Source organism: Streptomyces sp. NPDC045021 (assembly GCF_056432645.1).
On sequence record NZ_JBWKIQ010000010.1, the window covers coordinates 330,266 to 353,138 of the forward strand.

Sequence of the window (22,873 nt, forward strand, 5' to 3'; positions counted from 1 at the left end):
GCGTTTTCAAACCCACACGGCTACCCTCCGATCCATGTCAGTTGGACTTCCAAACCCACAAAGGGCGTCCCGAGCCGTGTTCGCGACGGTCACGGCCGCGGTCTTCATGTCGAACCTCGACCTCTTCATCGTCAACGTGGCCCTCCCGGCGATCGGCCGCTCGTTCGGCGGCAACGGCCTCGGCTCCCTCTCCTGGGTCCTCAACGGTTACGCGATCGTCTTCGCGGCGCTCCTCGTAGTCGCCGGCCGCGTCGCCGACCGCTCCGGCCACAAGCCGGTCTTCCTGACCGGATTGGCGGTGTTCACCCTCGCCTCGGTCGGCTGCGCACTCGCTCCCAACGTCGGGACGCTGGTCGCGGCACGGCTCGTGCAGGCCGCCGGCGCTGCGCTGCTGATGCCGACGTCACTCGCGCTGCTGCTCGACACGACGGCGCCCGAGAAGCGCGCCGGGGCAGTGCGGGCCTGGGCGTCGATCGGCGGGATCGCCGCCGGACTCGGGCCGGTGGCCAGCGGGCTGCTGGTCGAGGCCGGATGGCGCTGGGTGTTCATCGTCAACGTGCCGGTGGGGATCGCGGCGTTCGCGCTCGGCGTCAAGGTACTGCCGTCGCCCGCACGCGCCGGGGCGAAGAAGAGTCCGCTGCCCGACCTGTTGGGCGCCGCCCTTCTCACAGGATCGATCGCAACGCTCGCACTCGGCCTGGTCAAGGCCCCCGACTGGGGTTGGACGAGCGCCGGCACCCTCGGCGGCCTGGCTGCCGCGGTGCTGCTCGGCGTCTGCTTCGTCCTGCGCTCGGCACGCCACCCCGTGCCGATCGTCGAACTGCCGCTGCTCCGGGTTCCGGCGTTCGCATCCGCCGCGGCCGCCCTGACGCTGTTCACCGTCGCGTTCGCCGGGATGCTGCTCGGCGCGGTGCTGTGGTGCCAGGGCGTGTGGGACTACTCCGCTCTGGCAACCGGCTTCGCCATCGCGCCGGGACCGTTGCTGGTGCCGCCGGTCGCGTTGCGGATCGGGCCCGCCGTCGCCAGATTCGGTGCGGGCCGCATCGCGCTGGCGGGAAGTGTCCTGTTCGCGGCCGGCATCCTGTGGTGGGCCGCGACGCTCGACACCGGCTCGGCCTACGCGGCCTCGCTCCTGCCCGGCATGATGCTGACCGGCCTCGGCGTCGGCATGACGATCCCGGTCCTGACCGGGGCATCAGCGGCCGCCCTGCCGCCGGCCCGCTTCGCCACCGGCTCGGCCATCACCTCGATGGGCCGCCAGATCGGCGCGGTCCTCGGCGTCGCAATCCTGGTCGGCATCCTCGGCACCCCCGCCCCCGGACACGCTGTCGCCGCGTTCCAGCACGGCTGGTACGCGGTCGCCGTGGCGTCCCTGCTCGCCGCGTGCGCGACGGTCCCGCTCGTCCGCAAGCCGCGACCGGCCGCCGCCAAGGCGGCCGACGCCGCACAGGCCGCGGAAACCGCGAAGGCCGGCGCCGCCTGAGAAGCAAGCCCCGTCCGTCGATGGACGGACGGGACTCGCACTCGCCCGAAGGGCCGCTCATGGGCCGCGCTCTCAGGCGCGCGGCCCCGCGAACCCGGATCAGCTCGCACGCGCAGCGCCCATGCCCTCCGGGTCGATGGTGTGGAAGACCGATCCGGTGTGGCGGCCGGATGTCGAGGTGGTGTTCCACCGAGCTGGGCAGGACGCGCCGGCGCGGTTGTGCGGGGCCGGACCACAGAGCCCTACGCGGCGCTTTACGCGGCCGGGCCCCGGCCATCAGACCTGAGCCGGTGCACTTCCGCTGGATGGGTCAGCGCCATGGGCGGCCCGGGCCCGCCGGAGCGCTCCCCTCACCCTCACCAGCGCGGCGACGGTTCCGGCGCCAAGGGGAACGACCGGCCAGTACGCGATGCTGTTCCCGAAAGCCGCGCACACGATGAGCACGAAGATCGCCGCCACCCCGACGACGAACCCGAACCCCCAGGGCCCCCGCCGGTGCTGCCGCTCCAAACGAACCCGGCCGCCGAGACCGGCCAGGTACGCGGCGGCGGTCATGGCGACGGCGATCAGATACCCCATGATCAACGGATACAGCACGACCAGCGTGATATCCCATCCCCCTGGGTGCCAGCCGAGCCACACATCACGTCCGTCGATCTCCACGACCCGCCCGTGCCACAGGCCCGCCTCCACCCGCTGTCCCTCCTGGAGGTCATTCGCGGAATCACTCGGGACGCCGTCCACCGTCTTCGTCCCGTCACCCACGCGCAGTTCGATCGTGTACTTGGTGGTGACGATCCAGATGCCGCTGCCGCCGTCCTGGCCTCCGCCGTCTATCCCACTCGTCGTGTGGGACGTCAGCCTCGTGATGGTGGCCTCGGCCCTGTGCAGCGTCCCGTTCGACCGTGCGTGCGCGACACCCGACTCCTCGTAGGTGCGCATGGCGAGCAGCAGGATCAGGGCAGCCATCACCAGACGAAACACCCAGCGCAGCACATGGCCTCGCACTGTCCTGGGCCGCCTCGCGCCCGGTCTCGTCCGCGACGCCGTGTCCCCGGTCTGCTCCTGCGTCATCGGGCCCCCTCACCTTCCCGTCGGGAACAGACGAAAGCCGCCCCACCGGATCACACGCCGCACAGCTGACCATGGTTGCGGTCGCCCACCCGGCCGTGACCGCGTCACGGAGGGTAGATGTCCCAGGCCGTGGACCTGGTGGGTGAAGGGTTCGGGGTCGACCGATCCGCGTCGCACTGTGCGGGATCCTGCGACGGGAGCATCCGGTACGCGCCGATCCGCTCCGTTACGAACCGCACGTCCGCGTCCCGGCAGTGACCAAGTCCCTTGTCCTCCGCGGCAGTTCCTCGCCGACCTGTGACGTCCGCGTGTCGGATTGAGCCTCGTGCAGTTGCCCGAAGACGATCAGATGCCCGTGCGTCGTGGCTGACAGCTCGGAGCCGTGTAAGAGGTCGTGCTCCGCTTGAAGGAGCTGTTGTTCCCGTCGATCGCGAACGTCGTAGCGTCCAGCTCCCCCTGGCCGACCAGCCACCGGTTCGCCGAGCGCACCCGAACCACCCACGCCAAGGTCCACGCGCTGGTGGAGGCGGGGCACAGCCGCCGCAATCCAGCGGCAACTCGGCATGACCAGCCGCGCCGTCGAGCGATACAGCGACGCCGCCCGGCCGGAAGACCTCTGCACCGGCCAGTGGCAGAACCAGACGTCCGTCCTGGACGAGTGCAAGACCTACCGCGACGACCGCTGGAACAACAACTGCGCCGACACCTGGAAGCCCTGGAAGGAGATCATCCCACTCGGCTACACGGGCAGCTACCAGCGGTTTCGAGCCGATTGCTGCCACCAGGTTCAGCGGTCGCGCCCTCCCCGGCATACCGCACACATGGTCAGCGGTAGTTGCTACTTCGACTCCTGGCCCCTGTCATTGCGCCGGGCCTGCTCCATCGCGACCCGGGCCGCGGGTCGTCAGCGCCACCAGTGGCGGTCCCGGCGCTACGCTGACAGCTTCTGACGAACTCAGTCGGAGGGGAGGGCCGCGCAGCCGACTGCGGAGGCTATTCGACTGGTCAGGGTCTTGGTGAGCTCGATGCGCTTCTTGTCATCCCTGGTGCGGTACAACTCCACGTTGAGCTTGACGCTCTTGCAGGTCCACCAGACTTCGACGCCTCGGCCGTCATCGGCGAGGTCCATACTGCCCTCGCCTCCGGCCGCAGTGAAACGCATGCTCGCTGGCCGCTTGGCGTTTTGCCTGGCGGTTTTGTTGATGTTGTCGGCGTCGCTGACTTCAGTGAGGTACCTGCCGATCCACTTGTCGCCGGACTTCACACCGCACGACGCCCTGTTGTACAGGTTGGGGCGCATCGGCAGATGGACGCCGTCCCACTGGCTCGACAGATCGCCGGCACCCACTGCGTCAAACCACCAGCTCGCCATCGTGGCACCGCACAACTTGGCTCCGGCGGCCGGTGGCTCCGGCTGCCCGCCGCAGGCGGTCGCGGTCACAAGCAGCGGCGAGAGTGCCAGCAAGGCAGAGTATCGGCCTATTCGACGCATGTGATGAGCCTCCGTGGTCGCAGTCCGCCTCGTGTCTGTTCAACTGCTCGGGCAGCACCGGAAGAACCTACTCTGCCGTCATTCGCGGAAGTCGGCTTCAGGCCTGCACCATTCTCGGGGACGAGACAATACAGAAGGCCAGTTCCACCGGCGGAGGGCGAGGCTGGTGTTCTGACCTGGAGCAGTTCTGGCCGCCCCGACTCGGGAAGCCAAGGCTGCGCAGTTCCCCGCCGAGCATGCGGTGACGCCGCGTCCCGCCGACCGGACCGCTCGCCGCTCCCCGCCGGCCTCGCTGAGGGCGGCCTGGGCGGCGGAGTCGATGTCCAGGCCGCCGGGTCTTGTTCGCGATCCAGTCGGTGACATAGGTGCAGCGGTCACCTGCTCATACATCCTGCGTCCACACCCCGACCGGGTGCTCCTGGGGGCGCAGCCACAGCCGAGGCTGGCGGCTGAGGAGATCCTCTCCCGCAGGCTGCCAGGGGAAGGCTCCCTCCCGGTTGGGCCAGGCGACCTGGAGGAACGGGAACGGCGGCTTGCGGTAGAACCGGATCGCGCCGCCGAAGAATGCCCGGTACCAGCGGTAGTCGACGGCCTTGAGCACGACCGGGACGCTAGCGACGTCGCGCCGCTCCTGATCAGCCTCCAGAAGCTGCCCGTCGACGGCTCGCTGGGCGAGGTCGTTGAGGATCGTGTGCATCATGGTGACGTCGAGGCCGAACATCGCCAGCTCAGGTATCCGATGCCGGTGCCACAAGCCGATGGTGTACGCCCACCCGGGACCGTGCTCATCGGCAGGGACCATCGTGACCTGCCAGCCGTGCTCCTCGATCGTGTTGACGGTCGCCCGCAGGCGGGGCTCCACATCGGGGGCGTCCCCACACAGGACGCAACAGCAGACGGTGTGATCAGTGGCCATGACCGCCAGGCTAAAGGACCGGGTTGGCCCGACATCCACCGGGAGAAAGCTCGATGCCGACTTCATCCGCTCCCGCGCCATCGTCACGGCCGGAGTTGCCGTGCCTGCGGGTCAAAGCAGTTGAGACCCATCGACGACGCAACCCCCGCCGCGTAGGCAGACGCCTCCACCGCCATGCGCCAACGCATGGGGAAGTAGATCAGCGGACCGCAGGCCTCCCCGATCAGCGGACCGGTTGACCAAGGCGAGATGTCGTCCTCGTCCTCGGTGAGATCCGGCCACCGTTCCAAGAGCGCGGAGACGAAGGCCGCTATTCGCTCCACCGGAGGAACCGAAGGCTCCTCCGTCTCGATGTACCGCTCGTACAGATCGGTGAAGCACTGGGCCGCAGCGGCGTCATCCGCCGGCCGCTCGCCCTCCCACACAGCAAGGTCATAGCTCATAGGTGCAGCCTGCCACCCCCCACCGACAGCAGCACCAAAGGGCCAAATCGCCTGCGCCGACGAGAGACAGGGACCAGATCGCCAGAGCGGGACACGAGCCGGTCATCCGCGAGCGCCAGGCCGCCGCGCTCGACGCGTGAGTGCCACGCTGTCACGCTCCCTGCTGCACAGGGTGCGTTCAGGGGGTGTCCCACCCTGGTCAGGGTGTAACCAGGGCAGCGTGACAGGCACGCGTTACACCCCGCGTGACACCTGGCCTTACACTCCGCCGGTCCCGTCCCGCTGCCTACGCGGGCTGCGCAGCGCACCGCGCAGCCCGCGGTTGCGTGTCGCCTGGTTCTGGCGGCACGCCCAGCAGGAGGCGCCGTCCTCGGACGGGACGGCGACACCGCCGGTCTCCTCAGCGTAGGGAGGGATCGGCCGCTGTCGGCCAGTCTTGATCGCTTGTGAGCCCGCTGGCTAGGTTGGCTGGCATGACCGACCACAGAGCCGTCGCCTGGCCACCTGCCCCGATCAAGACCGAGCGGCTCGTACTCCGCGAGTCCGAGGCCCGGGACCGTGCGGCAGTCATCGAGCTGAACGCCTCGCCGGAGGTGGGCACCTACCTCGGTGGCCCTCGACCGCGTGCCGAGCTTGAACGCATCGTGCCCGAAGTGCCCGGGCGGCGCCCTGGCTTCTTCGTGGTCGAGCTCGACGGAGCGGTGATCGGCACGATCGAGCTAGACCCGCACGCCCCCGAGCTTCCGGGCAGCAACCACCGTCGGGAGGCTGGGGGAACCGAGCTCGGCTACTTGTTCCTGCCGGAGGCGTGGGGACGCGGGTACGCCTCCGAGGCGTGCACAGCGGCACTCAAATGGTTTGCCGGTGCGCTTCCCGATGAGCCGGTGGTGCTCTACACCCAGACCGCCAACGCCCCCTCGATGCGCCTCGCGGCGAAGCTCGGGTTCACCGGGTTAGAGCGATTCGAGGCGTACGGCGCCGAGCAGTGGTTCGGCGTGTGGTCTGCGGTCACGCCGCCCGTTTGAGCTCGTGCCCGGCAGCCGCGCAGCACGGGACGAGGACCTCGGCCGGAGGATCCACACGCAGCGGCTGGGGGCGGCGGCCCGGGTGGGGGTTCCGCGCGGTCCGGGGTGGCCGGCGGCCGCGCGTTCTGCGGATATCGTCCCGTCCGGAAAGTCAGATCTCCGGCGGGCGCACAGTCGGGGAACGAGAGCTCCGAGGCGATTGGAGTTCCATCGTCTTCGGTGTGATGGCCGCGTCAGCGCCGTCCATCGGAGTTCTGGAACGCTACCGGGCACGCGCTACCAGAGGTCCCCGATAGCGCCACCCTCGGGCAGCATCGCCCGGTGCGGTTGCCGCATCCCTCACCGGCGGAACGCCGGAGCTCAGTCTTCGGCTGTTCCGGGACCGTTACGGTCTGCCTCGCGTGCTCGCCGACGCTTTGTCCTCGGACGGGTATACCCCGCCAGGGCAAGACCCGCCTGAACCACGATCAGGACGAACACCACGATCGAACCCACCCGCCCCGCGCGTCCACTCCGCAGCGCTTGCACGCCGAACCACACCAGCGCACTGCACCACCACAACACCAGAGCGAATCTCCGCACCCACGCAGGTACGCGGCTCACCGCCGGTCACGACCACGGCCGGGGAACAGTACGGCGAGAGTCACTACCACCACCGTCCCGAAGGCCAACCCGCCCCAGGACCATCCCCCCACAGGCTGGTGCGCGACCAACCCGTACACCGCCATGCCCAGACCACCCCCCACGAAGAAGAACCCACCGCTTCGAAGAGCCAACCACCACCGCGCGCGAACTATCCCTGAGGTCACGACGCACATCATCCACCCCCCGGCAGCAGCGCTATCTCCGGCCACAGGACCGGGCACCCTCAGCACCCGGGAACCTGGCATCTTGACATCCTCCCCGCCCTAAAGGGCAGGGATTCCTTTTCAGGTGGCTTGGCCGGTCGTCCGGCTGCCGGGTTCCTGCTTCACGGACCGGCTGATGCCGAGGTCTCCACAGGCCGAGACGGCCAGTCCGGCCGCCTTGATGTTCTTCGCCGCGTTGACGTCCGCATGATCTACGTTGTCGCACCCGGGGTTCTTGCACCTAAAGACCGCTTGGCTCTCACGGTTGTCTTCGGTGATGAACCCGCAGGCGTGGCAGCGCTGCGAGGTATACGCGGGATTGACCTTGACAACACGGGTGCCCGTGTACCGGGCCGCGTTGGTGAGGGCGAGTTCCAGGCGGTGCCATCCCTTGTCGAGGATCGCCCGGTTCAGGCCACGCTTCTGGGCGACGCGCACGCCCGGAGCAGCCGTGGTGCCCGCAGCAGACTTCGACATGTTCCGGGTCTTGAGATCTTCGAGGACGACGAGGGCGTTCTTCGTCACCAGGAGACGCGCGCTCTGTGCGCAGAAGTCTGCGCGCCGGTCGCTGACCCGGGACATGATCCGGCCCATGGCCGTGACCGTCTTGCGCCGGTTGGCGCTGCCCTTCTTGGTGCGGGCGAGCTGCTGTTGCAGCCGCCGGTATCGCACACTCTCGCCGGCGGTGATGAACGTCCGGTCGAAGAACTCTCCATCGGACGTGACGGCCGCGACCTTCACACCCCGATCGATGCCGACCGCCGTGGACGGCATGGCGTGCCGCTCAGGCGTGACGGCCCGATCGTCCACGACGAACGACACGAACCAGTGACCGCCCTTACGCGAGAGGGTGGCGGACCTGATCTCACCACCGAGGGGGCGTGACCAGCGGAAACGAACCCATCCCAGTTTCGGAAGCTTCATCCGGCCCCACCGACGTCCCAGCCGCTCCACGGTGATCAGGTTCCCGGCAGGAAACCGGAACGACGGGGACCAGCGGGCCTTCGACCGCCACCGCACTGTGAACGTGCCGTGCTCCCGGCACGCCTTGTCGAGATCCTTCAGTGTCTGCTGCAACACGTGCGACGGTGCATCCTTGAGCCACTCGTGCTCACCCTTGGCGTCGGCCAACTCCGCTGCCTGCGGCACGTAGTTCATCCACCCACCGCGACGACGGTACTCACGACGCTGTTCGAGTCCGGTGTTCCACACCGACCGGCAAATGTCCGCGAACCCCTGTGCCTGCACGGCTTGCTCGCCGGTCAGGTCCAAGCGGTACCTCCGTCCGGACAGCATGCGAAACACCCCCCTTTCGACTGGTGCGATCAACGTAGTACACGCCACTGACAACGGTGCCGACCGATCGGGCTATCCCCGCCCTGACGGACAGGGCTTGCGCCCACATTGGGTGATCACGGCGACGAAGGTGGCGCTGAAGCCTTCGTCTGGTGCTTGTCACCGATCGTCTGCCACAACCGCTGCGCCCGCTCGCGGTGCCGGCGCGCCAGGTCGTGGACGCCGGCGGCGGCGTCCAGGTCGCCGATCAGTTGCCAGCACGCGGACTCGTCCTGGCGGTCGCCGTGCCGGTGGAACAGGTCCGCCGCGCGCTCCAAAGCCGGGGTGGCTCGGTCCCGGTCGTGCTGACCGGCGTACACACGGCCGACTTCCAGCAGCGTGTACGCGACGCACCGCTCGTCGGACAGTTCCTCGAAGGTGGCCAACGCCTCCCACAGGCAGCGCAGCGCCTCGTCCGGATCACCGCGCTGATCGTGCAGCCGGCTGAACCGCCGCAGCACAACCGCCACCCGATGTCCGTCGTCGAGCGCCCTGGCCTGGCGCAGGGCCTCTCCGAACCAGGAGTCCGCCTCGTCGAGCTCGCCGCTCATGAGCCGCATCACGGCCATCGAACAGGACAGCTGCGCTTCAAGGTGCCGGTCGCCCTCACCGACCGCGATGGCCAGCGCCTGCTCCACACGGTCCGCGGCTTCGCCGTAACGGCCCTGCACCCGGCTGACCGTGCCCAGCATCGCCACCGACAACGCCTCGCCGCGCTTGTCCGCGCCGTCCTGGCACAGCCCGACGGAGGACTCCAGGGCACGGGTCGCCCCGTCGAACTCGTCTCGGTAGATGTGCAGCTGGCCAAGACCGCGCAGCAGCACGGATGCGCCGCGCGCGTTGCCGGCGGCCTCGGCCGCGTCCAACGCGAGCCGGTGCCCGTGCTCCCAGTCCTGATACAGGCACCGGTGATCGTAGTAGGTCACCGTGCCGGCCGCCAGCTCCCAGGCCAACTCGTCCAGTCCCCAGTCCACGGCCAGTTTCACCGCGCCGAGCAGGGTGTCGCGTTCCGCGTCGAACCAGCCGGCCGGGTCGGCCATCAGCCGGTCCCCGACCGCGTCGGGCAGCGACCGGCGCGGCGCAAAACCGGGCTCGCAGACCAGCAGCCCGGCCGGCAGCCGATCGGTGCCGCGCCCGGCCAGATCGAGCCACGTGGACAGCACCCGGACCATCGCGTCCCGCTTGTCCGCCGCTGGCAGCGGGGCGGCGATCTCCACGGCACAGGTCCTGATCAGATCGTGCAGCCGGTAGCGCGGTTGGCCGATGGCGTCGGTGGCGGTGAGCCGCACCAGGCTGGCGTCGACGAGTGTGTCGAGCACCTCCTCGGCGTCCGAGCGGTCCAGCAGCGGGCCGACCACCCAGCCGGGCAGGGTGTAGGGGCCGAGCAGGCCCAGCAGGCCCAGCGCGCGTACCGCGTCGGCCGGCAGCAGCCGCAAGCTCAGTTCGACGCTGGCCCGCACGCTGAGATCTCCGATCCTCAGCTCGGCCAGCCGCCGGGACTCGTCCTCGATCCGTTCCCGCAGCACCCGCAACGACCAGGCCGGGCGGCCGGTGAGCTTGGCGCTGGCGATCCGGATCGCCAGCGGCAGGTTGCCGCAGCAGTCGAGGATCGTGTCGGCCTCCGCCGGTTCCCGCTCGACGCGCCTGCGCCCGACGATGCCGGTGAACAACTCCTGCGCCTCTGCCGGGCTCAGCACGTCCAGGTCGATGTGCCGGGCGCCGGGAAGCTGCGTCAGCAGGGTGCGGCTGGTGATCAACACGGCGCAGCCGTCGGCCCCCGGTAGCAACGGACGCACTTGATCGGCGTGACCGGCATCGTCCAGCACCACCAGCATCCGGCGGTCCGCCAGCAACGACCGGTAGAGCGCGGCCCGTTCGGACAGGCCGTTCGGGATCGCGCTGCCGGCGATCGAGAGTGCGCCCAGCGCCTCGGCCAGCATCAGCGCCGGGTCCCGCGGCTCGTCCGATGTCCCGGCGAGGTTGAGGTAGAGCTGGCCGTCGGGGAAGGTGGCACTCGCCAGCCGCGCGGCGTGCGTCACCAGACAGGACTTGCCGACACCGGGACCGCCCACGACGACGGCCACCGGGGCCCGGTTCGGCGCCGACGCGTCGAGCAATCGGGCGAGCTCGGCCAGCGCGTCGGCTCGGCCCACGAAGTCGGGGACATCGAGCGGCAGTTGGCGCACCGGCATCGCCATAACCGGTTCGGTGGCCGCCGCGCCAGGACTTTTCGGTCGTGTGTCCGAGGGGCCGCTCGCCGGGACAGGGGCCGCCAGGGCCGGATCGGCGAGCAGGATGCGCCGATGCAGCGCCTGGATCGGCGGGGTGGGATCGACGCCGAGTTCGCCTGCCAGTGTCCGGCGCAGCCGCTCGTACACCTGCAGCGCCTCGCCTTGTCGCCGGCAGCGATAGAGGGCGACCATCAGGTGCTCAGCGACGTGCTCGTCGTACGGGTGCTCGCGTAGCAGGGCGGTCAGCTCCTCGATCACCTCACGATGCCGCCCCAGGTCGAGTTCAATGCTCAGACACCATTTGTGCGTGGCCGCGCGCTTCTCGTTCAGCCGTACCGCATCGAACTCCAGGACCCGGCTGGAGATGTCGACCAGGGCGTCACCGCGCCAGCAGGCCAGCGCACGCCGCAGCGCGACAGCTGTCTCGAACGGGGCCGTGTGCCGTTCGGCGAGGTACCGCTCGTGGTCGAACTCCAGGAGGTCGAGCTGATCCGGGGCCAGGTGGATCTGGTAGCCGCCGCGCCGCGTGCTGATCAAGGATCCGGGTGCTCCGCACGCGGCAAGGTTGCGGCGCAGCCCGGAGAGAGCGTCCTGGACCTGACGGACCGCGGTGGCGGGTGCTCTCCCGTCCCACATCACGGAGACGAGCCGTTCCATGGCGACGACGTTGTTGGAGTCGACCAGAAGCGCGGCCAGCATCTTGGCCTGCCGCGGTCCGTCGATCCGAACCTCGCGCCCGGTGATCTGGGCGTGTAACGGCCCCAGCACGCCGAATTTCACGTTCCCCCCGGAACTTCACGATCAGCCCCGATCCCCCGGCTGACCTCGCACTAGGACGAATCTAGGACGGCCGACGGACCCGTGTCCATAGCGTCTCCGTGGGGCATACAGCCATTCCTGCGCAACGAAAGGAACAGGAATGAAACGTTCGGCCAAGGCAGCAGCAACGGGCACGACGATGGCCGTCGCCGCTGTCACCACGCCCCCCGAATCCGGACACATCAGCAACAGCTTCTCCATCCATCGTCATTCGGAGCAGAACCGAAAGAACGGACGCGGCTGCCCCGCGCGAAGCGTGTGTTCTTTTCCTATTTCCAGGAGGCAGACATGAGAATCAAACTCGGACGTCGCACGGCGACCGTCACAGCGGTTGCGGCACTCGTCGCAGGCGGCCTGGGCCTAGCATCAGGCAGCGCATCGGCATCGTCGAACGTGCAGGTCTGGCTCAACGGGACACACGGCGTGGGCGTCTACCAGGGGGCAGCGAGCAACACCCCCAAGGTCGCCGCTGACCTCTTCGCCCCCGCCTCTGTCCATACCGACTGCTTCGTGAGCGGCCAGACCATCAACAACCAGGGAAACGTCTGGTACCACGTGTATCAGGAGCACTACAGCAACGGCAGCACGACGTACCAGTACGGGTACGTGTACGCCCCGTACGTGGATGACAGCAACGCCTTCCGCAACGGCCTCATCCGGTGTCCCTGGTAGGTAGCCATTCGGGTCAGGTGCCCACTCCCCCGGTGGGCACCGCTCCCGCTCAGCACACCCCGTCACCGGAACCCCCATCTTCCTCGACCACTCTCAGCGCCAGTGCTCTGCTGCTTCGCGCTCCAGGACAGCCTCATACACCGCCCGGTCGTGCCGTTCCTCAATCGCCCGGCGGACCAGGGCCGGCAGCACGTCCGGGGGCAACGCCTCCCCGCGAGATCGCTCGCCGCAGCTACAGCGGCGCTGCGGCCCCGTCCGCGACTTCCTCGCCCCGCACCGCGCCGCCGACCGCGAGCACCGGGCCGGACCACGTTCCAGACCTGCGGTACTCGGTGTCCTGGAGGTCACCCGCTGCCTCACCCGCCGCCCGGAGAACCTCACCGAGGACCAGCGGACCCAGCTCAATGCAGTCCTGTCCCGCTGCCCGGGACTCGAGGCAGCCCACCGGCACATCCGTGCCTTCGGCTCTCTACTCACCTCCGGCACCGACACCGGCCTGGACACCTGGATCGAGACCGTCCGCACCAGCAGCGTGCCCGCCCTGCCCAGCTTCGCCCGGGGCCCGGCCGCCGACCTCGACGCCGTCCGCGCCGGACTCACCCGCACCTACAACTCCGGCGTCAACGAAGGCCGCGTCACAGACCCGAAGCTGATCAAACGCCAGATGGAAGGGCGGGCGCAGATCTCCCTGTTGCGGAAGCGGGTCCTACTCGTCGCAGTCTCTCGCCGAGTGCCTCCCGTACCGGAGGATGGCTTCTGCCAAGACCTGCGGCTGATCCACCCCAGGCAGAGTGTCGGAGCGGTGTGAGACATTGCCGTTCGTGACCACTGACATGAACGATGCCCTGGCCGGGTTGGATGCGATCGACTGGACGGCGTTGCAGCACGCCTACGGCGCCGCAGGTGACGTTCCAGGCCAGCTGCGGAGCCTGGCTGTCGAGGACGCAGACGAGCGAAAGAAAGCCTTGCACCATCTGTACGGCAACATCTTTCACCAGGGAAGCCGCTACCAGGCATCGGCGGTGGCCGTTCCGTTCCTGGCCGCACTGGTAGCCAACGCAGCACTGCCGGGCCGCGCAGAGGTCCTCGAGCTGCTTGCCTCCCTGGCCATCGGGTACGACGAGACGCACTTGCCGGGTGGAGTCGACGTGATCGGCTGGCGGGAGGACGTCAGACAGTTCAGAGCGAAGGATCCGGTGCAGATGGCTGCCGAGTACGACGAGTGGGTCGGCCAGGCACGCGATGAGGGCGAGCGGCGTGTACGCGAGATGCGGCGCGCGATGTTCGACTTCGTGGGACAGCTCCGGGCAGCTGACGCCGAAATAGCGACCTACGACGCAGTGCGGCGGGAGCTACCGGGCCTGTACGCGCTGTTGGACGACGACGATCCGGCTGTGCGTGCGGCAACGATCTACCTGCTGGCCTGGTTTCCGGAAGAGTCGAAGCACACACTGCCGAAGTTGCTGCGGCTGCTCGATCGAGAGACGATTCCGGAGCTCGTCTCCACGACACTCATCGCTGTGGGCTTGCTTGGCGACGTGGAACTCGTCCACCGCCTGCAGCCGTTCCTGGGCGTCGAGGAGCAACTGGTGCGATGGGCAGCGGCGACCGCCCTCGTACGCGTGGATTACGCGGGGTCGGAACCCGCTCTGGGCACTCAGGTTCTTTCCGAACTGGCCGCTACCGAAGCCGAACCGCCACGGTTCGGACCACCCGGTATTGCGTTCTACGACGGCGATCTGCGCGGCTTCGCTGCAACGAGCCTGACCCTGCTGGGCGATCGCTACCCTGTCGAGGCACTGGACGCTGTGACAGAGGGCCTGGCCGCCGCCTCTGGCCCGGCCAGCTTCGCGATCACTGCAGCTGCCCTGCGCCTGGCCTTCCGAGCGCCGCGCCAGAGCAGCCTCCCCGTGTTTGCAGACCTGGAGAGCCGACAGCCGCACCTGGTCCGTGTCTTGGCCGCGCTCGACCAAGACACCTGGAGGTGGGCCAACTTCCTAGAGATCCTGCGAGCATGGGGCCTTCCCCAGGACCGAGCCGCAATGCGCATTTTCGCGGGGATGCCCAACTAGCAGAAAGGCGCCGGAGCAGGTCACTTTGCTGCCAGGGCGTGGAACCGGCACCGCATCAGCGTAGTCCTCGCATGCTGCCCGATTCACGTGCCGCCAGTGATCCACGATCAACACCTACGAAAATCGTGTAGGAGCCCAAAAGACGCGTTCGAAGCCAGCCGGGTGCCGGTGGACGGCGAACTGGTCGGACGGGCGGTAGTGGCGGTAGTGCTCGAGGATCTGCTGGAGTTCCTGGCGCTGGCGAGCCTGGCCAGCAGCCGCGACGTGCTGCGGGACCCGGCAGTGGTGGAATGGCACGGTCGGTCACGGACCCGAGACCTGGAGCGCCGCGCCGGTGACCGACCCATGACCGGCGCGGACAGTGAATTCTGGTTGCGCTGACCAAGTACGCGGCGGGCGCACCCCGAAAGCGGCTCAGCGTCGCCGAGCAGGGCGCGTGCGGCGCCGACCTGAGAGGCGCTGATGAGGATCTCGGCGTTCAGGATCTGGTCGGGCACGCGCGGTCAGTCATCGCCCGCAACCATGTCGGTTCACGCCGGACGGAACGTTGAGATCGGCAATCCGCGCCGACTCCACACTCACCCTCCGGTGGACCAGTTCCGCGGCAACGGCTCCGCCAGCGCCTCGGTGTTCGACGCCTCGGGCGACGGCTTGAGAGTGCAGTCCGGCATGGGCAGCGGGTCGGGGCCCGGTGCAGGCATCGGTCCTGGCCGCGGGCTCAGCGACGGATCGCTGGGGTCCGGTCCCCGCACGGGTGACACGCAGAAGCCACCTGGCCTCACGACAGCCCAGTACCAGTGTCCTGCGTCCTGGGCGCCGTCAGTCCCGGGACAACGCGTTCAAGAGCTGGCCGACTTGGGGGTGGGGCAGCGCGCGGGCGACGTCGGCCAGGGCGACGATTCCGATCAGGCGGTTCCCGTCGAGGACCGGCAGGCGACGGACTTTGTGCGCGGTCATGGTGCGCAGGATGCGATCGGTGTCGTCGTCCGCTGCGAGGGTCGCCACGTCGCCTTGGGCGAGTTGCCCGGCGAAGGTGGTGGCGGGGTTCTTGCCGCCGGCCAGGGCGGTGACGATGTCGCGGTCGGTGAGCATGCCCCGCACCCGCCCGTCACCACTACAGATCGGCAGCGCCCCCACACCCAGCTCGATCATCTGCTGCGCCGCCCGCAGCACCGTCTCGTCCTCGCCGACGCTGTGCGCGCCGGGTGTCATGAGATCACGCGCCGTCTTGTGCGCCGAGGGCTTGGGCAGGTGTTCTGGGTTGGGCGTCACGACATTCCCCGGCCGGTGAAGAAGTCGCGGAGCCGGTCCACCATCCCGACGCCCGGGGCCAGCAGCTTGTTGGCGGGCGGGGTGTCGGGCGCGGAAGGGTGCGGACGGGAGGGGGCGAAGGCCTTCGCGACCCGCACCTTGTCACCCAGCTCGTTCAGGGCATCCGGTGAGCATGCGTCGGCCAACGCCGGGAAAAGGCGCTTCTCCTCATCGGCGACGTGGGCGCTGACCTCGGCGACCAGCTCGTTGACGAGCACGTCCAGCCTCGGGTCCTCGGCGGCCAGCTGTGACAGGTCTTTGAGGAGTTGCTCGATCTTCGCGTGGTCGGCCAGCTCCTTGTCCGCAAGCTCCCCGCCCCCGATCACCTGCTCGCGGACCGCCGGATACAGGTACTGCTCCTCTGCCACCGAGTGCCTCACCAGCTCGATTGTGAACCGCTCGGCCACCTTGCGCCGCTCGGCATCACCGGGCTCCAGGGCCCGGAACTGGTCGAACAGCTCCTCCACCTCGCGGTGATCGGCCGTCAGCTCCGCAATGACATCTCTGCCGCGACCCATCGAAAACCCCTTAAGTGGTGTGCCTGGGACGAATTGCTGTTTCACGCTCGTCTGCCCGGCCGGGCAACGGGCACGCATCCGCTCCCCCGCGCCAACGTCCGGGTGCCGCATGCCTCAGGGCATGCATGGCGAACCCGCAGACGACAAGGCCGGTGGCCGAACCGGTGGCGGCGACACTGCAGCCGGTGGTTCCACCCTGTCCCGCGCGATCCGCTGCCATGGGGCCGCGGGCGGGTCGGGCGGCCCGAGGACGGGCGCGAAGACGACTTAGATGTGCGGCTCTTCGGAGTGCTTGTCGACCTTGCCGATGGAGCCGTCGGTCGCCTCGACCTTGTAGCCCGCCAGATCGGTGCCCGCCTGCCAACCGGAACTGGGCATGTAACCCCAGATGCTGTCACTCATCGTGCTTCCCTACCTTTCATCGGCGCCATCGGCGCCGGGAGGAGATGAACCCTCTTGTGGCACTGCCCAACCCGGGCTGCCCGCACGCAGCCGTTCCCCCGGTCGGCGGCCAAACCCCACCCGTTCGCACGCCTGGCTTCTGGGCGCGCGCCGCGACCCCGTAGGGGTGCCAGATCCACCCGGCTGCTCACCACCACGCGCGGATTGCCTTCCCCGCGAGCCGATCGCTGAAATTCGCCTCAGCACCAGGAGCCGATCCCATGCTGGAACGCACCACACACACGAACGGCATCCAGATCACCTTCGTCCTGCCGGCGGAGCACCCCGCAGGCGACGCCAGCGTCGTGGGGAACTTCAACGACTGGCAGCCCGGCGCCCACCCTCTCACCCGCCGACCGGACGGGTCCCGCGCTGCCGCCATCGTATTGCCGAAGGGTCAGCAGGTCGGCTCCCGGTACCTCGTGCACGGCGACCACTGGTTCGATGGGGACGCCGCCGACGGTCACGACATCCACAACAGTCTGCTGCGCTCCTGAGCAAAACACGCCCGCACACCCCCGTCACGCCCGGGACCAGACCGGGCAGTGCCCGGTGAGACCCTGCGAACGGTAAGTCCCGCAGGTCCGGGACCTTACTGGAGCGTGAAGGATGCTCGCTCGTGCCACGTCGTGCCGTCGTGAACCATGAGTTCGACGGACGAAACGTGCGCGGTGATGGGGAGACAGCCCAAGAGGTCGGCCTCGACCTTCTTCAGGACTGCGTCTTCTTGGCCTTGGGCGATGGTCAGATGCGGGATGACGTCGGTGAACTGGCCACCGAACGGCGGAGTCTCGGGCCATCGACCGGCGATCGCCTGCGTGAGTTGCCGGAACTGCGTGTCCGGCTCGGGGACGAGATACAGCACCTCCGGGAACCGTCCACAGCTCTCGAAGCGAACGTCAAAGGCCCGGTGGCCTTCCAGCACCTCACTGATGGCAGAGTACGCGGCAGTACCGATGCGGCTCTCTTCGAGGAACGGGAAGAGCACGGTGACATGCGCCGGAACACCCGCTCGGGCTGAGGGGTCAAGCCGTTCACGCCACGTGCGAACAGCGGACTCGGCCTCGGGGATCTTCACGATGAGTGCCGTTCGTCCTGCCTGAAACTGGCTGGAGCCGTCCTCTGTCACCACATCTGTCTACCAATGAGCCCTGGCGACGGCGACCGAATATTCGCCATCGGGCGGCTGGACCAGCTGTCGGCACCTCCCAAAAACACGCACTTGGGAGTTCTTAGAGGGGAACCATCCAAGAACTCAAGAACCGCCCACTAAGAGGTCCTGTGCGGTGTTCGATCAGCGTCCGTCACTGGCCCGCCGCATCCGCTGACCTGGCCCGCACCGGGCAGAGGGGCCCGGGCTCCCACATGATGCGTATGCCTGCGATGGCGAACCGCTCACGGTCGGAGCGGCCGGGTCGCTGATGCGTTCCGCACTGCCGGGCGACCAAGCAGCACTTCATGAGTCACCGCACGAAGTCCGGCCTTCGTATGTCACCCTCGTCCCCATGCAGACACGACACGTCGCCGGGGCGACGTTGATGGTGATCGTATTGACGGGGGCTGCTGCGTGCGATGGGAGCGACTCGTCATCTTCGTCTCCCCCAGGGAAATCGACCGGTTCAACAGGCGTCAAGAACCCCGCCGGAGGAAAGCCGTCGACCCCCAAGGGGCCGCGCACGACACTCAAGGGGATGGACATATGCAAAGTGCTGAGGGGCGAGTCGCTGACCGCGATCGGGGTTCAGCCCTCCGACGCCAGGGAGGGCAGCGAATCCGGCAGAAGCTCCGACTCCGGCTGTGACTGGCAGAGTGGCGGGACGGAGGTGCAGATCAACGCCATCATCGACATGTCCGTGGACTTGTCCGTGGACACGTACGGAATCCAGAAGAAGATCGACGTCCTGGGCTTCCCGGGGGTCGCGGCCACTGCGATCGGCAACTCTTGTGACCTCTCCATGCAGGTCAACGCCGACGAACTCGAGGTCAATGTCCGGAACGAAGACAGCAGCAATCAGGCGCTTCACGGTAGCAAGGCGTGCGACGTGGCGACGGACTTCACCCGACAGGTGCTGACGGGAGTCACCAAGAAGTGAGGTGGCCGGCGCTACCTGCCGTGCGCGCCTGCTCGCCAGAACTGCCCGAGCACCCGGACTACACCCGCATCCTTGCCGTGTTCAACGAAGAGACCGGAACACTGCGGGCCAAGGACGTCGCCCAGGCCCTCAGCCACGAACCCCTGCCCAAGAACGTCGAGGGCATCCAAGTCAAGCTGAAGCGCCTGGTCAAACTCGACGTCCTCACCGAAGCCGACACGGGCAGCTTCGCCAGGAAGTGATAGTCATGACCACGACCAGCACCCCTGACACAACCCTCACACGGAAACAGACATCACCTCATGAACCGCCCACTTGGAGCGTGTCCCACACGGCCGTGATGGTGTTGCGGTTGTCCCGTCCCTCTAGACGTTCTCCCTGTCACGCTTGATCTTGGCGGTTTGGCTGCCCTGGCACCTCGCTCCCGGGGGCGGCCACTTGTTACTCTTTCCGATCATGCGAGCCCTCTTCCCAGGATCCTTCGACCCGGTCACTCAAGGGCACCAGGACGTACTCCGGCGCGCTGCCCTCCTGTTCGACGAGGTCGTCGTGTGCGTGATGTTCAACTCGAACAAGACCGGCCGCTTCCCCATCGCGGAACGGCTGGACCGGCTCCGCGCGGCAGCAACCGACCTGAGCAACGTCACGGTCGACTCCCACACCGGCGGCCTGCTGGTCGACTACTGCCGCCGAGTCGGAATCGACGTCGTCATCCGCGGAGTCCGCGGCGGTGGCGACCTGGACTACGAAATGCCGATGGCCCGCATGAACCACGAACTGGCCGGAGTCGAAACGCTCTTCATCGCTGCAGACCCCGCCCTGGCCCACATCTCCTCCACTCTCGTCACCGCGATGAGCCAACAGGACCATGTCCCCGAATGATGACTTGAGCGAGCCTCTTCCAGCAGCTGGGGGCGGCAGCGAGGGTTCCTACGACGTGCCCTGCGTGGTGAGGCGGACGAGCCCAGCGTTCTGGCAGTTACCTGCCCAGGTCAGCACGTCAGGATCAACGCAATGTCAGGACTCAATGTCAGGATGGATGCCAGGTCCTGAGATCCGCACGCGTACGGGAGTCGAGAGAGAAGGGGGGACCTTTCGGGCCCTCCCCTTCTCTCGATCGCGGGGCTCCTACGGCGTGCGCGTGTAGGAGTGGAGTCGGTCGATCTCGATGAATCCTGCCGATTCGTAGAGGCGGTTCGCTGCGGTGCGGTCTCGGTCGCCTCCAGGAGGAGCGTCGTCGTCGACGTACGGGATCACCTCGGTGGCGCCCAGCCCGGTCAAAACGTCCAGGGCGGAGCCCAGCAGGGCCCGTCCCAGGCTCCGATCAACCTTCGCTCGATCGCGGACAGACCAGAAGCATCGCCGTGTCGGTCTCCCGCGCGAGGAGGGGCAACAAACAGACGAGGGTGCTCAGAGATGCCTCCGTGGTTCGGACCCGTGCAGTTCCTGCCATGGGCCACAGGCGATCCAGGATGGAGTCGGTCCGGGCCGAGGTCCCGGGGGCGGCTGTGAGATGGGTAGCGAACTGGTGGAGCCAGCGGTGGATCTGCTGGGGGGTGCAGGCGCAGGGGGTGATGTTGGCGGCCGCCACCGTGGTGGCGGTGATGTAGCGGGCCAGGAGGTGCTCGTCGAGGTCCGCCGGCGTGGGGTGCAGGAGGTGTTCGATCTCCACCAATGTCGGCGGCCGGAATGCCGCCGGGCCTGGCCGGCCGTGCGGGCTCACTGCGCTGATGGCCTGGGGCCGGGACGCGAACCGCGCCCGGCGGCGTCGGCTTCACCGCACGCCACTGCGGCGCAGTCGGCCACCATCACCGGCCGGCAGATGACCCGCTCACCCCACGGTCCGCGGCACCGGCACCGGCACGACCCGGGAGCGGCTGCACCAGCGGCTGCTGCTGGATCGGCCGCTTCCACCGATCCACGAACGGGTCCGGGCCGGATGTCGTGCGCCCGGCCCGGACCCGTGGAGCGCGGATGGGGGTCAGTGCCGGTCGGCGAGGGGGCCTGGGCGGAAGTGGTGGATGTTCTCGCTCAGGAAGGCCTCCAGGGTGCGGGGTTCGCGGCCCAGGATCTGGCAGACGGTGTCCGTGGGCTGTTCCGGGCGGGTCACGGCCAGTTGCTGGATCTCGACGATGTGGGAGGCCAGCCAGTCGGGCAGGCCGCCGTGCTCGACCAGGTTCTGCCGCATGGCCGCAGGCGGCAGGTCGACGTACTGGATCCGTCGTCCGAGCACCGAACTCAGCAGCTCGGCCAACTCGCTCTGGCTGACGGTCCGCCGCCCGGTGAGGGTGTAGGCCCGCCCGGCGATCTGGGGTCGTACCAGTGCCTCGGCGGCGACGTCGCCGATGTCGCGGCAGTCGACGTAGTTGCAGACGGCGTCCCCCAGCGCGCCGAGGACGACGCTTCGGGCCACGATCGCCGGTGCCAGGGTCAGCAGTTTCTGCATGAAGGCGTAGGGGCGCAGCAGGGTGTGGGGCACGCCGCTGTCGCGCAGGGCCTCCTCGATGCTGTGGTGCCAGCGGGAGATGGCGACCGGTGAGTCCGGGGCGACCGCGGGGGCGGAGAGCTTGACGATGTGGCGGATGCCGCTTTCGGGGGCCAGGGTGATGGCGCGGGTCTCCAGAGCGACCTGTGCCGGGCTGTTGACCATGCTGAGGAACAGCTGGTCGGCGCCGTGGAAGGCGTTCCGTAGCGACTTCGGGTCCCGCGCGTCCGCTGCTCGGACCTCGACGAGCGTGCGGGCCGCGTCGTCGAGGCCGGCCCGCAGCCGGTCGGGGTCACGGCTCAGTGCCCGGCTCGGCACCCCGAGCGTGACCAAGCGTTGGAGCAGTGCACTGCCGGTGGCCCCGGTCGCTCCCATGACGACGATCATCGTGATGCCCTTCGTACGGTGCGCGCTCCGCGCCAGCGCCAGGTGATGATCCCGGCAGCGAGTGCCGCGGACAGCGGCAGGTCCAGCCGCAGTCGATCGGGCCACGACCCGTTCTGCCCGGTGGCCCCGCCCGGCGTCCAGCCGGTGACCAGCCAGGCGACGAGAGCTCCGACGGCGGCGGCCCCGATGGCCAGCGCGAGCGCCGGCACGATCCGCGGCGCCGTGGTCAGCCACACGCCCCGGGTGCCGCGGCGCTGCAGCCAGGAACCGATCACGGTGGCCGCCGCCGCCGAGGTACCCGCTATGGAGGTACAGGCCGCGATGGTCAGGTCCGGTTGGGCGCTCGCGACGCCGCCCGCCCCGGCCATCAGCGCTGGTGCCAGGTAGGCCACCAGGACCTCGCGCCACAAGGTGAAATGGGGCGGCGCGGAACCACCCGGTTCATCAATCATCTGATTAGGCTCCTAACTATATGGGCGTGGAAAACCCAGCCCACGGTGGTGGTGAACAACGAATAGGGGGCTGCGAGCCCGGCAGCTAGTCCTGCGTCAGCGCCGCAATACCCCCGACGAGGCGGCCCAGCAGGTCCAGGAAGACCGTCCGCTCCTCGGCGCTGAGCGGATCCACCATCGCCTGGAGCCGACCGAAGTGCTCCGGGGCCAACTCCCGCATCTTGCGCGCCCCCCGTGCGGTGAGGACGACAACGGCGGAGCGGCCGTCCTCCGCGGACGGGCGACGCAGCACCAGCCCGTCCCGCTCCAGGCCATCGAGCAGACCCGTCACGGTCGCCCTGGACACCCCGAGGCTCGCCGCGAGCCGCGAAGGGGACTTCTCCCCGTCCGCGTCCTCCAGGTCCGCCAGCAAACGGTAGCGCCCCGCGGACAGGCCGAACCGGGAGAAGTGCACCTCGACCGCCTGGCCGAGCCGGGCCCCGGCCGCCATCAGACGCACCGCGACGAGCACCGCCTGCGGGTCGACATCGAGGCCGTAACGCCGGATCTGGTATTCAGCCTGATCCAGCGTGGGGATGTCCTCGGGCCTCGGTTCCTGTGCCATGGAAAGTAGTATGGCCGCTAACCATTCCCTTCGTCAAGACGCCAGGCCAACGCCAGACGCAGAGTTGACGCCAGACCCTTCGGACCACTCCCCTGGACGATCGACCCCGTGGCTTCGTCACGACGCGGAGTCGACGTCCACCAACACCGCCACCCAACAACGACCGGCAAAC

At 68.5% G+C, this 22,873-nt stretch carries 25 protein-coding genes and 1 pseudogene; 11 read left to right on the forward strand and 15 right to left on the reverse strand.

Annotated elements, in window-relative coordinates:
• Window positions 1-76: 76 nt before the first annotated feature.
• Complete coding sequence (locus AC07DC_RS28695) at window positions 77-1,483, forward strand: MFS transporter (RefSeq protein ID WP_478917371.1); 1,407 nt, start codon at window positions 77-79, stop codon at window positions 1,481-1,483.
• 276 nt (window positions 1,484-1,759) lie between these two features.
• On the opposite strand, the gene AC07DC_RS28700 is transcribed toward AC07DC_RS28695, so the two are convergent.
• Window positions 1,760-2,452: a hypothetical protein gene (locus tag AC07DC_RS28700; protein ID WP_478917372.1), complete on the reverse strand. Its 693-nt coding sequence runs from the start codon at window positions 2,450-2,452 to the stop codon at window positions 1,760-1,762.
• A 668-nt stretch (window positions 2,453-3,120) separates the two neighbouring features.
• On the opposite strand from AC07DC_RS28700, the gene AC07DC_RS28705 reads away from it, so the two are divergent.
• Window positions 3,121-3,507: a hypothetical protein gene (locus tag AC07DC_RS28705; protein ID WP_478917373.1), complete on the forward strand. Its 387-nt coding sequence runs from the start codon at window positions 3,121-3,123 to the stop codon at window positions 3,505-3,507.
• Between the two features lie 5 nt (window positions 3,508-3,512).
• Here AC07DC_RS28705 and AC07DC_RS28710 read toward each other — a convergent pair whose 3' ends face one another.
• From AC07DC_RS28710 to AC07DC_RS28720, 3 genes are all read right to left on the reverse strand, one after another.
• Window positions 3,513-4,022, reverse strand: a complete 510-nt coding sequence (locus AC07DC_RS28710) for a hypothetical protein (protein ID WP_478917374.1) — start codon at window positions 4,020-4,022, stop codon at window positions 3,513-3,515.
• A 409-nt stretch (window positions 4,023-4,431) separates the two neighbouring features.
• Entirely contained in the window at window positions 4,432-4,965 is a 534-nt protein-coding gene (locus AC07DC_RS28715; RefSeq protein WP_478917375.1) for a DUF4262 domain-containing protein, read from the reverse strand.
• An 83-nt stretch (window positions 4,966-5,048) separates the two neighbouring features.
• On the reverse strand, window positions 5,049-5,408 hold the full coding sequence (locus AC07DC_RS28720) for a hypothetical protein (RefSeq protein WP_478917376.1): 360 nt from the start codon (window positions 5,406-5,408) through the stop codon (window positions 5,049-5,051).
• Window positions 5,409-5,881: 473 nt separating this feature from the next.
• Between AC07DC_RS28720 and AC07DC_RS28725 the strand changes: the two genes are divergently transcribed.
• Window positions 5,882-6,433, forward strand: coding sequence for a GNAT family N-acetyltransferase (locus AC07DC_RS28725; RefSeq protein WP_478917377.1), 552 nt, complete (start codon window positions 5,882-5,884; stop codon window positions 6,431-6,433).
• Window positions 6,434-7,362: 929 nt separating this feature from the next.
• Here AC07DC_RS28725 and AC07DC_RS28730 read toward each other — a convergent pair.
• Window positions 7,363-8,577, reverse strand: a complete 1,215-nt coding sequence (locus AC07DC_RS28730; protein WP_478917378.1) for an RNA-guided endonuclease InsQ/TnpB family protein — start codon at window positions 8,575-8,577, stop codon at window positions 7,363-7,365.
• 116 nt (window positions 8,578-8,693) lie between these two features.
• Entirely contained in the window at window positions 8,694-11,615 is a 2,922-nt protein-coding gene (locus AC07DC_RS28735; protein ID WP_478917379.1) for an AfsR/SARP family transcriptional regulator, read from the reverse strand.
• Between the two features lie 339 nt (window positions 11,616-11,954).
• Here AC07DC_RS28735 and AC07DC_RS28740 point away from each other — a divergent pair, with 339 nt between their 5' ends.
• From AC07DC_RS28740 to AC07DC_RS28755, 4 genes are all read left to right on the forward strand, one after another.
• Window positions 11,955-12,338, forward strand: a complete 384-nt coding sequence (locus tag AC07DC_RS28740; RefSeq protein WP_478917380.1) for a hypothetical protein — start codon at window positions 11,955-11,957, stop codon at window positions 12,336-12,338.
• Window positions 12,339-12,675: 337 nt separating this feature from the next.
• The gene (locus tag AC07DC_RS28745) at window positions 12,676-13,146 is read left to right on the forward strand and encodes a transposase (protein ID WP_478917436.1); all 471 of its coding nucleotides are present in this window, start codon (window positions 12,676-12,678) and stop codon (window positions 13,144-13,146) included.
• 13 nt (window positions 13,147-13,159) lie between these two features.
• Window positions 13,160-14,410, forward strand: a complete 1,251-nt coding sequence (locus AC07DC_RS28750; protein WP_478917381.1) for a HEAT repeat domain-containing protein — start codon at window positions 13,160-13,162, stop codon at window positions 14,408-14,410.
• A 168-nt stretch (window positions 14,411-14,578) separates the two neighbouring features.
• Window positions 14,579-14,791 (forward strand): hypothetical protein, encoded by a 213-nt coding sequence (locus AC07DC_RS28755; RefSeq protein WP_478917382.1) that lies wholly within the window; start codon window positions 14,579-14,581, stop codon window positions 14,789-14,791.
• 197 nt (window positions 14,792-14,988) lie between these two features.
• On the opposite strand, the gene AC07DC_RS28760 is transcribed toward AC07DC_RS28755, so the two are convergent.
• The 4 genes and pseudogenes from AC07DC_RS28760 to AC07DC_RS28775 form a co-directional block, all read right to left on the reverse strand.
• Entirely contained in the window at window positions 14,989-15,111 is a 123-nt protein-coding gene (locus AC07DC_RS28760) for a hypothetical protein (RefSeq protein WP_478917383.1), read from the reverse strand.
• 118 nt (window positions 15,112-15,229) lie between these two features.
• A complete protein-coding gene (locus AC07DC_RS28765) occupies window positions 15,230-15,622 on the reverse strand; it encodes a CBS domain-containing protein (RefSeq protein ID WP_478917437.1) in 393 nt (130 codons plus the stop codon).
• A 56-nt stretch (window positions 15,623-15,678) separates the two neighbouring features.
• Entirely contained in the window at window positions 15,679-16,239 is a 561-nt protein-coding gene (locus tag AC07DC_RS28770) for a hemerythrin domain-containing protein (RefSeq protein WP_478917384.1), read from the reverse strand.
• A 279-nt stretch (window positions 16,240-16,518) separates the two neighbouring features.
• Window positions 16,519-16,641, reverse strand: a pseudogene (locus tag AC07DC_RS28775) (PRC-barrel domain containing protein); the annotation flags it as partial.
• Window positions 16,642-16,901: 260 nt separating this feature from the next.
• Between AC07DC_RS28775 and AC07DC_RS28780 the strand changes: the two are divergent.
• Window positions 16,902-17,177 (forward strand): isoamylase early set domain-containing protein, encoded by a 276-nt coding sequence (locus tag AC07DC_RS28780; RefSeq protein WP_478917385.1) that lies wholly within the window; start codon window positions 16,902-16,904, stop codon window positions 17,175-17,177.
• 95 nt (window positions 17,178-17,272) lie between these two features.
• Here AC07DC_RS28780 and AC07DC_RS28785 read toward each other — a convergent pair whose 3' ends face one another.
• Window positions 17,273-17,809 (reverse strand): 2'-5' RNA ligase family protein, encoded by a 537-nt coding sequence (locus AC07DC_RS28785; RefSeq protein WP_478917386.1) that lies wholly within the window; start codon window positions 17,807-17,809, stop codon window positions 17,273-17,275.
• 376 nt (window positions 17,810-18,185) lie between these two features.
• Between AC07DC_RS28785 and AC07DC_RS28790 the strand changes: the two genes are divergently transcribed.
• The 3 genes from AC07DC_RS28790 (at window position 18,186) to coaD (ending at window position 19,655) form a co-directional block, all read left to right on the forward strand.
• Entirely contained in the window at window positions 18,186-18,773 is a 588-nt protein-coding gene (locus AC07DC_RS28790; protein ID WP_478917387.1) for a DUF3558 family protein, read from the forward strand.
• A 20-nt stretch (window positions 18,774-18,793) separates the two neighbouring features.
• The gene (locus AC07DC_RS28795) at window positions 18,794-19,015 is read left to right on the forward strand and encodes a hypothetical protein (RefSeq protein WP_478917388.1); all 222 of its coding nucleotides are present in this window, start codon (window positions 18,794-18,796) and stop codon (window positions 19,013-19,015) included.
• A gap of 214 nt (window positions 19,016-19,229) precedes the next feature.
• Window positions 19,230-19,655, forward strand: a complete 426-nt coding sequence (gene coaD, locus AC07DC_RS28800; protein ID WP_478917389.1) for a pantetheine-phosphate adenylyltransferase — start codon at window positions 19,230-19,232, stop codon at window positions 19,653-19,655.
• Between the two features lie 442 nt (window positions 19,656-20,097).
• Here coaD and AC07DC_RS28805 read toward each other — a convergent pair whose 3' ends face one another.
• From AC07DC_RS28805 to AC07DC_RS28820, 4 genes are all read right to left on the reverse strand, one after another.
• On the reverse strand, window positions 20,098-20,445 hold the full coding sequence (locus tag AC07DC_RS28805; protein WP_478917390.1) for a hypothetical protein: 348 nt from the start codon (window positions 20,443-20,445) through the stop codon (window positions 20,098-20,100).
• A 309-nt stretch (window positions 20,446-20,754) separates the two neighbouring features.
• Window positions 20,755-21,633 (reverse strand): NmrA family NAD(P)-binding protein, encoded by an 879-nt coding sequence (locus AC07DC_RS28810; protein ID WP_478917391.1) that lies wholly within the window; start codon window positions 21,631-21,633, stop codon window positions 20,755-20,757.
• A gap of 8 nt (window positions 21,634-21,641) precedes the next feature.
• Window positions 21,642-22,097, reverse strand: a complete 456-nt coding sequence (locus AC07DC_RS28815; RefSeq protein ID WP_478917392.1) for a hypothetical protein — start codon at window positions 22,095-22,097, stop codon at window positions 21,642-21,644.
• Window positions 22,098-22,182: 85 nt separating this feature from the next.
• Window positions 22,183-22,701, reverse strand: coding sequence for a MarR family winged helix-turn-helix transcriptional regulator (locus AC07DC_RS28820; RefSeq protein WP_478917393.1), 519 nt, complete (start codon window positions 22,699-22,701; stop codon window positions 22,183-22,185).
• Window positions 22,702-22,873: the final 172 nt, after the last annotated feature.